We start from the raw sequence: 11597 nt of genomic DNA on the forward strand, positions 1-11597 counted from the left end.
GGACTGGGACGCGTGGTGGTGATGGGGATGCAACGGGGCGGGGCTCCACGTCTTCGTGTGAGGTGCCCGCATGACTCGCGTCGCGTCCCCGCTGTCCTCCGCCACATCCCTGCCTGTCGAAGGCGAGGTCGGGGCGGCTTCCCTCGATTCCGTTCCCGCCCGTGGCACTCCGCTTCCGATGAAGGGCACTTCGGCCAGCACGCTGGAGGTGTTCCAGGGCCAGGTGCCTGGAGGCTCGGGAGGCTTCCTGGTGCCGGGGCCTCGCTGTGGGCCCAGGACGGGCGGGTCGAACGACTTCGACTTCGCGGTGGGCGGCTCGTTTCCTCCTCGGCCCATGGGGAGCGTTCGGGAGCAGATGAAGCAGGGCGCCTTCACGCTGGCGCAGTCCGAGGCGGCCACCGCGAGCCTGGCGTTGATGGGCGGAAGCGTGGTGGAGGCCTATGCACGGGGGCACCTGCGGCTCCTGGAGCCCAGCCCTCCCATCCAGGGGGCGCCCACGTCCCTGACGGACTACACCAGCGCGCTTCCCGGTGTTCCACCGGAGGCGGCCTGGGCCTACTTCGTGCGCAACCCCGGGCCCGTGTTCGAGTCCGCGGGCATCCGCCTCCAGCCGCCCACCGGGACGCTGGCGGATGGGGCGAAGGTGTTCCTGGAGGAGAAGGGGCCTCCTCCGGTCTGGGCCCCCGTGGCGTTCCAGTTGGAGGCCAAGACGCTCACCGTGCACATCACCACCCTGGACGGGCACCCGCTGCGGGGGACGAACCGCTTCGTATTCGAGGAGGATGGGGCGGGTGGAACGCGACTGCGCCAGTACTCGGCCTTCCAGGGCAGCTCACCCGCGACGACGGTGGGTCTCAAGCTGATGGACCCCATCGAACGGCAGCATGACATCTGGCGCGGTGTGCATGCGCATCTGCATGACACGCTCGTATCCCGCTGACATAGAACCCAGGGTGGAGGTGACGCGGATGGTGCTGAGGACGACGCCGCCGGGAAACGATGTGATCCTCTACGACGGGCATTGCCGCATCTGCAGCGGCGCGGCCCGCGAGTTCCAGAGGATGCTGGGGGGCCGGGGGACGCAGCTTCGCTCGTTCAGGGACGAGGGCGTGTTGGAGGCCTTCCCGGGCATCAGCGCGGAGCGGTGCGAGAATGCCATGCAGCTCGTCCAGGCGGATGGGCGGGTGCTGGAAGGGGCGGAGGCCATCGTCAGGGCGCTGGGCAGGCACCCCTTGGGTCGGCTGCTGTACGTCTATTACGTCCCCGGGCTCCGTCAGCTCTCAGACGTGCTCTATCGAGCCTTCGCCCGCTACCGGTTCAAAATCGCCGGACGGACGTGTTCGGACGCGGGTTGCGCGGTCCACTTCAAATAGACAGAGGGCGGCGGGTAGCATGGGTTCGTGCAAGCCCATCCGCCGCCCTATCTCCAGGCCGCTCGCGCCTTTCGCCACTTCTTCAGTGAGCTGCGGGACGTCTACCTGGAGCGAGAGACGCTCTTCACGCAGCTCGAGCTGGCCCTCCTGAGTCGGGAGCATGTGCTGGTGATTGGGCCCCCCGGGACGGCGAAGAGCGCCATCGCCAGCGCGGTGCTGGGGCGCATCATCGACGAGCACACCGGCCAGCCCTCGCTGTTCTCCAAGCAACTCGCAGAATCCACCGTGCAGACGGACCTGCTGGGCCCCGTGGACTTCAAGGTCCTGACGGAGACGGGGCGCACGGAGTACCTCACCGACGAGGGCATGCTGGGCTCGCAGCACGCGTTCCTGGATGAGATTTTCGACGGCCGGGACATGCTGCTGCGCTCCATCCTCAACGTGCTGTTCGAGCGTGAGCTGAAGCACGGCCGGCGGGTGACGGCGGGGCGCACCGAGTGCGTCATCATGACGAGCAACCGGTATCTCTCCGAGGTGCTGGCGCGCTCACCCGAGCTGTTGCTCGCCTTCGCCGACCGGCTGAGCTTCATCAGCTTCGTGCCCAAGTCCTTCGCCCGGAAGGAGAGCCGCGCGGCCATGCTGCAGCGCTTCGCGCAGGGCGCTCGGGCGGACCTGCGGGCCCCGCTCTCGTTGCAGCAGGTGGACCTGTTGCAGGACGCCGTGTCGAGGGTGAAGGTCCCCAGTGAAGTGCTGGAGGGCGTGGAGCTGCTGGCGGAGGCCCTGGAGCGGGCCCTGACGGCGCAGGTCTCCAAGCTGCCCGACTACGTGCCCACGAAGTACTTCTCCCAGCGCTCCGCAGTGAAGGCGCTGTGGGCACTGAAGGCCGCGGTGGTGAGAGATCAGATCTACCGGCGGCCGGAGCGACCGCTGGAGGCCACCGTGGAGGACCTGGACGCGCTGCGCTGGTTCTTCCTGCTCGGCGGTCCCCCGTCGGCGGAGACGGAGGCGCTGCTCAAGTCGGTGGTGGATCCCCGAGAGCGTGCTCAGCTCGAAATCGTCCGGCTGGAGCAGCGCACGTTCGACGAGGTCATCGCGAAGGTGCGGCAGGACTTGGGCGGGGGACAGGAACGCGAGGCCCAGTCGCTGGGCTCGTCCGACGAGGCGTCGGCGGTGGAGGCGCTGTCACGCAACTGGCAGCCGTCCATCGCGTCCACCTCGGCGCGCGGCCTGCTGACGAAGCTGGTGCCCGGCCCTCGCCATCCTCAGAACCGCGCCCCGCTGCTGGTGTCCGCCCGGGCGCTGGTGGCGGCGATGGACCAGCGGCTCGCGCGAGGCCTGGCGGGACAAGGCGAGGGGCGGGGAGGGCTGGCCCTGCTGACCTCGTTCCAGGACGTGCTGGAGCTGTGCCGAGTCATCCCCGAGCTGAAGGTCGGTCTGGCTCCACTGGGCGAGTCCACCGCGCGCTTCCTGGATGGGGCGCTGGAGATGATTGCCCTGACCGCGGAGAGCGCGGACTTCGAGGAGGGCCTCAAGCTGGAGGGGTTGGTGGGGCTGGCGGACAACCTGGAGGAGGAGCTTTCCAGGACCGCCGACCTGGTGGGCATCCTCGGCGAAGGTGCCCCCGTGGTGGTGGAGCGGCTGCGCAAGGCGGAGGCCGACGCGCGAAAGCGGGTGGTGGGTGCGTTGCGGCGCCGGGCGACCGTCGCGTTCCAGGGGACGTCCGCTCGGGGCCGCAAGGAGCCGCTGGAGACGCTGGCGGCGGACTCGCGGCGGCTGTCCCAGTTGGAGCAGTCGCTTGTCGCCTTGGACCCGATGCAGCGGAGCTTCAAGGAGGAACTGCTGCTGCCCCTGGGCCTGGCGTATGCGCGCGAGGTGCTGGCCTCCACTCCGTTTGACCGCATCGAACAGTATGGGCGCGCGGTGCAGGCCGTGGCGGAGAACCTCCGGCGCGAGGGCCTGCCCGTCGACGTGGTGATGGGGGAGTGTCAGGGCATCCTCGACGGTCGGCTCCGCGAGCACGCCCGCCACCTCACGCGCGATGGGACGGCCCCGTCCCCTCCGGCCGCCTCCGTCCTCAACGGCGATGCCTACGTCTTCTACCGGGGAGAGTTCTCCACCAAGGCTCCGGATGGCGAGCTCGCGGCGTTGCTGGGCCTGGATGGACAGCTCGCGTTCACCCGAGGTGGCTCGGCTTCGGCCTTCTTCTCCGAGAGCGCCCGCGCGGCGGTGGCCCAGGCGGAGCTCACCTTCATCCACACGCGCGTGAAGTACCTGCGAAGCTGGCTCACGCAGCTCCTCACCTCGCTGCCGACGCCCGAGTCCTTGACGGAGCGGCCCGACGTGGAGCGCACGGTGGACCGCCTGGTGCGCAGTCGCTTCCCGTTGCTGGCCTTGAAGGAAGGGGAGCTGGTGCGCCTCAAGGGCGTGCTGTCGCTGCTCGCCGCCATTCCTGGCGACGTGGGCGAGAGCGCGCAGCGGCTCGACGTTCAACTGCGAGGCATCGACGAGGACTTCGGACGATACAGCCGACAGGTGCTGGAGCGGCGGTCCGCCGCGTGAGCGCGTCCTCGTCGGATAGGGCGCGGAGGAACGGCTGAGCATGCTCTCCCGGCGGCTCACGGACCTGAGACGGCGCCTGGATGCGCTCCGCCAGCCGGTACCCCCAGCGAGCGGGCCGCGCTGGTGGACCTTCGGCCGCAAGGTCACCGGACACGGCGACCTGGCCCTCCCCGTGCTCGCGTTGCTGGACCGGGATCTGGACAAGGTAGGCGTCCACACCTCCGCGGATGCGCAGTTGCTGCGCGAGCTGGGGGCTCGTCGGGGGCTGGCGGGGGCCTTGTCCCAGGGGCTCCAGTCACGGGCCGGGCAGGCCCTGCAAGAGATGGAGGAGTGCGTGGAGCGCGTGGAGCGCGCCTGGCGTGCGGGAGTGATGCCGCCAGGAACCGTCACGGTGCTCGAGCGCGCCTTCGTCCAACTCGCCCGGGCCGTGAAGGTGGCCGACGTCTTCGCCCGTCCGCCGTCGGCGCCCGTCGATGACGACGAGGACTTCGTCGCCTTCGAGCGCCCGGCTTCCGCGCGGAAGCAGCGGCCGCCCAGCAGCTCCCGGATGGCCGTGGCCGAGTACTTCGCGCTGCGCGCCCAGGAGAACGTCGTCGATGTCGTGCAGAAGCGCAGGGACCTGGACCTGGCCCACGAGATGTTGCTGCGCCTGGGCGCGGACCATGACCGCGAGCGCGGCCTGCCGTTGCGCCGCGAGGTGGCCGAGGCCCGCGAGCGCACGCGCGCCGTGCCGGCCGTGCGCTCCCTGGAGGAGTTCCTGCGCCACGTGCGTCACGCGGCCCGACATGACCCGCAGGCCGCATACCGCTCGCTGCGTGGCCTCTATGAGCGCGCACTGGAGGCGGGGGACCTGGAGCTGGCGGCGTCCGCGCGCTCGGCGCTGGAGCCCCTGTTGCCCTCTCGCGCCCACCTGACGGACCTGGTGGAGCGCGCCGAGCGAGAGGCGCTGGCCCACTGGTTCGGTGAGTCCGCGCCCAAGGAAGCGCCGTCAGAGACAGCGGCTCCTCGCCCGGACGAGCTGCTGGCGGACCTGGCGTTCTCGCTGCGGCCCGAGCAACTCGCCACCTTCGAGCTGGCGGCGGGGTGTGCCCGCTACTTCGATGTGGAGGACGCGCTCTCGGAGGAGATCGTCCTGGCGGAGACCCAGGTGTCGCGGCCCGTGCCCCGGCGCGTTCCCTATCCCACGCAGACGATGACCTTCGAGGTGACGGGCGGCCTGCACGAGGTGAACAACTTCGTGCTGACGGACCCCCGGATGCTGCTCAGGGACCTCGCGGCCAACCGGCAGTTGGTGCGCGCCTACCTGGAAGAGGCGCCGCCGCCTCAGTCGAAGAAGGTGAAGCGCACCGCCGTGCGCGTCTATGTCTGCGACGCCTCCGGCTCCATGCACGGCGCCAGGGCCCGGTTCCGGGACGCCCTCATCATCGCCGAGCTGAACAACCTGCGCGTCAAGGCTCGCCGAGGGGAGACGTTCGACCCGCTCTACTTCAGCTTCTTCAACGACGTGCCCACCGAGCTGGCCCGCGTGGACACCGCCACCGAGGCCACCCGGCAAATCGAACGACTCTTCCGGGACTCGCCGGCGGAGGGCCAGACGGATATCTCCCTCGCGTTGATGTCGGCCTTCGACTCCATCCGCGCCGCGCAGGGAAGAGACCCGTACCTCGCCCGCGCCACCGTCGTGCTTGTCACGGATGGAGAGGACCGCGTGGACCTGGACCTCATCCGCCGCACCCGCGCGCCCATGGGCTCGCTGGACATCGCCCTGAGCTTCATCTCCCTGGGAGAGGAGAACCCGGACCTCCGCTCGCTCGTCCGCGAGCAGCGCGCCTCCGGCATCCGCGCCTTCTACCACCACCTCTCCGACGAGGAGATTCAGTGGGCCCGCACCGAGTTCGACACGCCCTGGCGCACGCTGCTGCCCCGGGATGTGCCCGCGACGCCGGACGCACTGGACAAGCTCGCGCCGCACCTGGAGGCGCTGGAGCGCGTCGCCACCGGGCGGAACACCGTGGCTCCCGTCGCAGTGGAGGCCTCGTTCGAAGCCCTCTTCCCTGAAGCTCCGCCGCGCCCCGAGGGCGGACAGGTGCCCGGCTCCGACGTCGTGGGGCGAGTGGTGGACATCCTCGGCGCGCTCGTCGAGGCCGCCTCGCTGGCGCCCGCAGACAAGCGCGCCACGGAGAGCGTGGTGCTCCTCCAGCACCTGCTGGCGGTGTATGGGCTGACCCCGGCGCGGTACCTCGCCGCGCTGTCCGTGGGAGGACCGTCGGTGGCGGACGCGCTGACGCGGGTGCGGCTGTTGTGCCGGCCCTTCGGCTAGGCTTGCGTCCAACGCCATGTTCTTCGGCCTCTGGAAACGGAAGAAGGAGCGCGCCCGTCCGGCGGACCCGCTCGTCGCCTTCGACGAGCTGCTCGAGAACCTGGACCGACAGGCCGCCGAGCTGCGCAAGTCCGCGGCCACGCTTCTCGCCCTGAAAGGGGACCTGGGTCGCGCGGTGGAGCGCTACTCGCGCCGTCTGGACGAGCTGGCCTCGCGCCATGCAACCGCCGCGTCGCGAGGGGACTCGAAGGCCGTGGCGGTGCTCACGAAGGACCGCACACAGGCGGAGGCCCTGTTGGCCACCACCCGCGAGTCGCTGGAGCGCGCGGACTCGGACGGCAAGCTGCTGCTGGAGGCCGCAGCGGAGCTGGGAGACCGGGTGGAGGAGCTGCGCCGCGAGCGGGAGAGCGCCTCCGCGCGCCTCACCCTGGGCGGCATCGTCACCGACGCGCTGAAGGAGCAGGTGGCCCGCTTCGAACATGCCCTGGTGGTGGACGCGGCCCGCGACGAGGTGGAGCGCGCGCACGCGCTGGCGGAGGTCTACCGCGAGGAGCGCCAGGTGAAGGTGGAAACGGCGGACTGAGCTTTCGCGCTCAGGTGCGGCGCGCCGTCTGGTTCAGCGCCAGGACAAGGCGGACTGAGCTTTCGAGCTCAGGTGCGGCGCGCCGTCTGGTGCAGCTCCAGGACGATGTTGCCGCCCTTGAAGAGGCGCACCGCGCCGGACGTCTGGCTCACCACCAGCGCGATGCAGGCCGTGGAGGAGGTGATTCCCGCGGCGGCCGCATGCCGGGCACCCAGACCGAGCGGAATCTTCACCAGCTCGTCCTGCGCGGACAGGTAGCGTCCGGCCGCCAGCACCACGCCGTCCTCGCGGATGATGAAGGCGCCGTCCAGCACCGAAAAGTTCTTGATGGCTTCCCGAATCTTCGGGTCCAACACGTTCCGCTCGGCCTCGGACAGGCCCTGGAACGGGTTGATGGTCATCTGCCGGCTCTTCTCCAGCACCGTCGTGTGGTCGCCGATGGTGATGATGGTGCCGATGGGATGGCCCTCGAAGCCCTCCTGGCCAATCTGGAGCGCCAACTGGATGAGCGCATCCACCACCTGGGAGTTAAACTCCTCGCCCAGTTTCACACCCTCAATCGCGAGCCGATCATCCAGCGAGCCACCAATCCGCATCTGCATCAGGGTATCGGGAGCCCGACCCACACGGCCCGTCATGCAGAGCACCAGGTCGCCTTCCTTGAACGCGCCCTGCGAGAGCGCGGAGACGAGGGCGACCTTCACCCGCTCGGTGCGGGAGTAGTCGTAGGCGGGGATGACGAGCGCACGGACCTTTCGAAGCAGGTGCTCCTGTGCCAGCTTGTCCAGCGTCACCGCATACACGAGCTTCTTGCGAGCAGGCCGGCCCCGGAGTTCCTCGGGAGGGATGGGCGTGTCACAGATGTAGAGGAAATGATCCACATCGCTCTTGGCGGCCAGCGAGAGGGCCGAGCGCAGGAACTCCCGATCAAACTTCGTGTTCTCGCTCAACCGCCCTCCCATTCACCCGCAGTCGTGACTGGGTCAGCTTGACACCGACGGCTCCCTGAATAAAGCTTTCGGGCCCTTTTTTTGGGGGACAGGGCCCAAAACCCTCGCGCACTGGAGCGAAGGCTGTGAACCAGAAAGATCTCAAGCGTTACAAGAAGATGCTCGAGGACAGCAAGACGAGCCTGCTCGAGAACGCCAAGAAGACCCTGCTGGAGGAGGCGAGTTTCGACACGGACGACCTCCCCGATGAGATCGACCTGGCGTCTTCCGAGTACGCGCAGTCGATGCAGTTCCGACTGCGGGACCGGGAGAAGTTCCTGCTCACGAAGATTGATCGGGCGCTGGCCCGCATCGAGGACGGCACGTTCGGCATCTGCGAGCGTTGCGAGGAGGACATCTCCCCCAAGCGGCTGGAGGCACGTCCGGTGACGACGCTCTGCATCCGCTGCAAGGAGGAGCAGGAGAAGAAAGAGAAGTCCTACGGCTGAGGTCGTGGGGGCCCAGGGCCGCGCGGGAGTTCCCCGTGCGGCCCGGGCGCGAGTACCGGGGAGGGTGCCGCTTCAGGCCAGCGGCGCCTGGATTTCGACCCGGAGCAGCTGCCGGCCGATGAGGTAGTGGTCCCCGTTGTCCACGAAGGTCGGGCCGGCCAGGCGCATGAACGTGCCGTTGGACGAGCCCACGTCCCGCACGGTCAGCCGGTCCTGGCGGACCTGCAGCACCGCGTGACGTCCGGAGACGAAGCCGTCGGTGGGGAAGGTGAGGTCGCCCTGCTCGCGTCCCAGCAGGTTGTCGCCCTCGCGCAGCGGATACGCCGCGCCCCGGAGACCGCCCTCCAGCAACTGGATGAGCCGCAGGCGGTAGCCGGGATCCGGCGAGCCCCAGATCTGCGTCCCCCCGGGACCTTGCGTCGCGGTGGGGATGGGCTCCAGCACCAGCCGCTGGCGGCCCAGGCGCAGCTCACCGCCGGGGGACAGCTCCCGCTCCTGGCGCAGCCGCACGAAGACGCCGTTGGCGCCGCCCACGTCTTCCACCGCCAGCCTGGAGCCGGAGAAGAAGAAGCGCATCTGGACGGGCATGATGAAGGGGTCGTCCGGGAGGGAGATCTCCCCCTGCTGGCCGCAGGTGAGGGTGTCTCGCTGCATGCGGACGACGGACTCGGGGCCTCCGTCGGCCCGCACCACGCGGATGGAGACCTGGGGGCGCGTGGACAGGCTGGCCACGGCCATGACCATCGTCCCGGAGCGCAGCGGTGAGCCGCACGCTCGGCAGACGGTGGCATCCCGGGGGTTTTCGGCGTCGCAGCGGGGGCAGTATTCCATCGCTTCCATGAGGGCTCCGCGTTTCTACCAGGGGTCAAGCACGGTTGCTCGTCTTGCGAACGGCTTGCTCAGCACCCGAGCGACGTGGTGAACTCCGCCCCCCACCCTTCGGGGAAGTTGACTTGCACTGCCCCTCCTGCGGCGCTGACGCCCAAGAATCCTCCCGTTTCTGCCCGGCCTGCGGCGCGACACTCGTGCGCGCGCCGGATGCTGACGACTACGTCGGCCTGACGATTGCCCAGAAATACCGGGTCGAGGCCCTCATTGGCGAGGGCGGCATGGGCCGCGTGTTCCGAGCCCGGCAGATCTCCCTCGACAAGGTGGTGGTGCTCAAGGTCCTCCGGCACACGCTGCTGTCGGACGAGCGCACCGTGGCGCGCTTCCAGCGCGAGGCCAAGGCCGCCAGTCGTCTGAACCACCGCAACTCCATCAGCGTGCTGGACTTCGGCCAGGCCGAGGACGGCGCGCTCTACATCGCCATGGAGTACGTGGCGGGGCAGGACCTGCACCAGATTCTCAGCCGCGAGTGGCCCCTGGGCGAGGGGCGCGTGGTGCGCATCGTCAGCCAGGTGCTCGGCGCGCTGTCGGACGCGCACGGCGCGGGCGTCATCCACCGGGACCTCAAGCCCGAGAACATCATGGTGGAGCAGCGGCGCAACGAGCCGGACTTCGTCAAGGTGCTCGACTTCGGCATCGCCAAAATCACCGACTCCACCGACGACGGTCCCGCCCTCACGCGCGCGGGCTTCGTCTGCGGCACGCCCGAGTACATGTCCCCGGAGCAGGCGCGCGGCGCGACGCTGGACCACCGCTCGGACCTGTATGCCGTGGGCGTCATCCTCTACCAGCTCATGACGGGCCTCCTGCCGTTCGAGTCGGACTCGGCGGTGGGCTTCGCCACCAAGCACCTCACCGAGGAGCCGCCGCCTCCCACTCGGCGCCGGCCCGACGCGCGCATCTCCCCGGCCATGGAGCGGCTCATCCTGCGCACGCTCTCCAAGAGCCCGGATGACCGGCCCGCCAACGCGGAGGCGTTTCGCGCGGAGTTGATGGCGGTGGAGAAGGAGCGGCGTCGCACGGAGTCGCCCTCGCGGCGCCCCCAACCGTCGGCGGTGCTCGCGCCGCTGCCGCGCAAGTCGTCCACCGGACGCAACGACGACGCCACGGCGCCGGAGTGGGGCAACGAGATGACGGTGGAGGCCACCGTCCGAGCGCTTCCGGACGTGCTCTCGCCGCTGCCCTCCAACGCCGACGCCATGCCCGCGACGCGGGAGAAGACCGACTCCATCATCCCCACTCAGCCCGGGGTGGGCGGCGGAGGGCTGGGCTTCTTCTTCAAGTCGCTCACCGTGCTGCTGGTGCTCGGCGCGGGCCTCTTCTTCACCTACTTCTATTACTTCAACGGCGGCGGGAAGACGGGCCCCATCTCCCCCTTCGCCATTCCGCGCAACGCGCCCGTGCCCGGCAAGGTGAGCACGTCGGCGGGCGACGCCGAGCAGCAGCTGTACGAGAAGCAGATCCTCGCGACGAACCGCAACCTGGAGGAGTCCCGCATGCACGTGCAGGCGGGAGATCTCGCGCTGGAGCGCGGAGACGCGGGGCTCGCCATTGCCAAGTACCGCGAGGCCTTCGAGAAGAACCCGGACCCGGAGCTGGCCCTCAAGCTGGGCGAGCTCTACTGGCAGAAGGATCAGCTCGAGGAGGCGCGCGGCTGGTGGTCGCGGCACCTGCGCGATGTGGCGGACTCGAAGGCCCGCGCCCTCATCGAGCAGCGCCTGGGTGGCGCGGTGGCCCGTCCGTCGAGCCCGTAGCGCGCGTGCCGGGCGAAGTGCCTGTGCGCTCGCGCTGACTGACTAGCCGAGTGTCTCCACCTGGAGCACGTGCTGGCCCAGGCGGACGCGGTCTCCCGGACGCAGGGGACGCTCCTCGCCCGCGGGGATGCGCACGTAGGTGCCCAGGCCGCCGGACAAGTCGCGCAGGAGCGCTCCGGTGGGAGTGGGGGACAGCTCGCAGTGGCGACCGGCGAGGCCCTCGTCTCCCGGGAAGCTCAAGTCACAGTGCGCCTGTCCCAGCGTGAGCAGCGGGGCGGCCGTCACCACCGCGCGGCCTCCCCGGCCACCGAAGATGACCTCCTCGACGCCGTACACGGCCTGGCCCAGTGGCACCGGGGCACCGTAGACGAGGGGACGACCGGGCACCGGCACGGGCGTCTCCAGCCGGCCCGTGAAGCGGAACAGCCGCTGCCCCGCGCTGAAGTGGGTGCGCGCGGTGATGGCCTCCGTGCCCGCCACCGTGACGAACACGCCCGAGGCGCTGGACTCGTCTCGCACGAAGAGCGCGCCGTCCTTCACCAGGAAGGTGGCATGCAGCGGCGATACGAAGCCGTCGTCGGGGAAGAGGATGGCGCCGCGCTGGCGGCCGACGACGCAACCCGTGACAGGCAGCTTGTAGCGCTGGCCTCGAGTCGAACCCGCGATGACCGCCAGGCCGAAC

General features: G+C 69.8%; 10 protein-coding genes. 7 read left to right on the forward strand and 3 right to left on the reverse strand.

Translation table 11 applies throughout. The annotated features are described in order from the left end of the window. Nucleotides 1-178: 178 nt before the first annotated feature. From HUW62_RS41565 to HUW62_RS41585, 5 genes are read left to right on the forward strand one after another with little or no spacing between them, the layout of a single operon-like run. On the forward strand, nucleotides 179-940 hold the full coding sequence (locus HUW62_RS41565) for a hypothetical protein (protein ID WP_255203940.1): 762 nt from the start codon (nucleotides 179-181) through the stop codon (nucleotides 938-940). Between the two features lie 28 nt (nucleotides 941-968). After that, on the forward strand, nucleotides 969-1373 hold the full coding sequence (locus HUW62_RS41570) for a thiol-disulfide oxidoreductase DCC family protein (RefSeq protein ID WP_176437576.1): 405 nt from the start codon (nucleotides 969-971) through the stop codon (nucleotides 1371-1373). A gap of 27 nt (nucleotides 1374-1400) precedes the next feature. Then, on the forward strand, nucleotides 1401-3932 hold the full coding sequence (locus tag HUW62_RS41575) for a MoxR family ATPase (protein ID WP_176437577.1): 2532 nt from the start codon (nucleotides 1401-1403) through the stop codon (nucleotides 3930-3932). A gap of 40 nt (nucleotides 3933-3972) precedes the next feature. Next, nucleotides 3973-6252, forward strand: a complete 2280-nt coding sequence (locus tag HUW62_RS41580) for a vWA domain-containing protein (RefSeq protein ID WP_176437578.1) — start codon at nucleotides 3973-3975, stop codon at nucleotides 6250-6252. A gap of 16 nt (nucleotides 6253-6268) precedes the next feature. Continuing rightward, nucleotides 6269-6835: a hypothetical protein gene (locus HUW62_RS41585; RefSeq protein WP_176437579.1), complete on the forward strand. Its 567-nt coding sequence runs from the start codon at nucleotides 6269-6271 to the stop codon at nucleotides 6833-6835. Between the two features lie 68 nt (nucleotides 6836-6903). Here HUW62_RS41585 and HUW62_RS41590 read toward each other — a convergent pair whose 3' ends face one another. Further along, entirely contained in the window at nucleotides 6904-7785 is an 882-nt protein-coding gene (locus tag HUW62_RS41590; protein ID WP_163869244.1) for a diadenylate cyclase, read from the reverse strand. A 125-nt stretch (nucleotides 7786-7910) separates the two neighbouring features. Between HUW62_RS41590 and HUW62_RS41595 the strand changes: the two genes are divergently transcribed. Continuing rightward, entirely contained in the window at nucleotides 7911-8273 is a 363-nt protein-coding gene (locus HUW62_RS41595; protein ID WP_163869243.1) for a TraR/DksA C4-type zinc finger protein, read from the forward strand. A 72-nt stretch (nucleotides 8274-8345) separates the two neighbouring features. Here the strand turns inward: HUW62_RS41595 and HUW62_RS41600 are convergent, their stop codons facing one another. Next, on the reverse strand, nucleotides 8346-9113 hold the full coding sequence (locus HUW62_RS41600) for an FHA domain-containing protein (protein WP_176437580.1): 768 nt from the start codon (nucleotides 9111-9113) through the stop codon (nucleotides 8346-8348). Between the two features lie 113 nt (nucleotides 9114-9226). On the opposite strand from HUW62_RS41600, the gene HUW62_RS41605 reads away from it, so the two are divergent. Next, a complete protein-coding gene (locus tag HUW62_RS41605) occupies nucleotides 9227-10915 on the forward strand; it encodes a serine/threonine-protein kinase (RefSeq protein ID WP_163869242.1) in 1689 nt (562 codons plus the stop codon). 42 nt (nucleotides 10916-10957) lie between these two features. Here the strand turns inward: HUW62_RS41605 and HUW62_RS41610 are convergent. After that, nucleotides 10958-11597, reverse strand: a 640-nt coding sequence (locus tag HUW62_RS41610) for an FHA domain-containing protein (RefSeq protein ID WP_176437581.1), incomplete at its 5' end; no start/stop codon positions are given.

The sequence above is a fragment of the Myxococcus sp. AM011 genome (assembly GCF_013372595.1).
GTDB classification, from domain to species: Bacteria; Myxococcota; Myxococcia; order Myxococcales; family Myxococcaceae; genus Myxococcus; species Myxococcus eversor.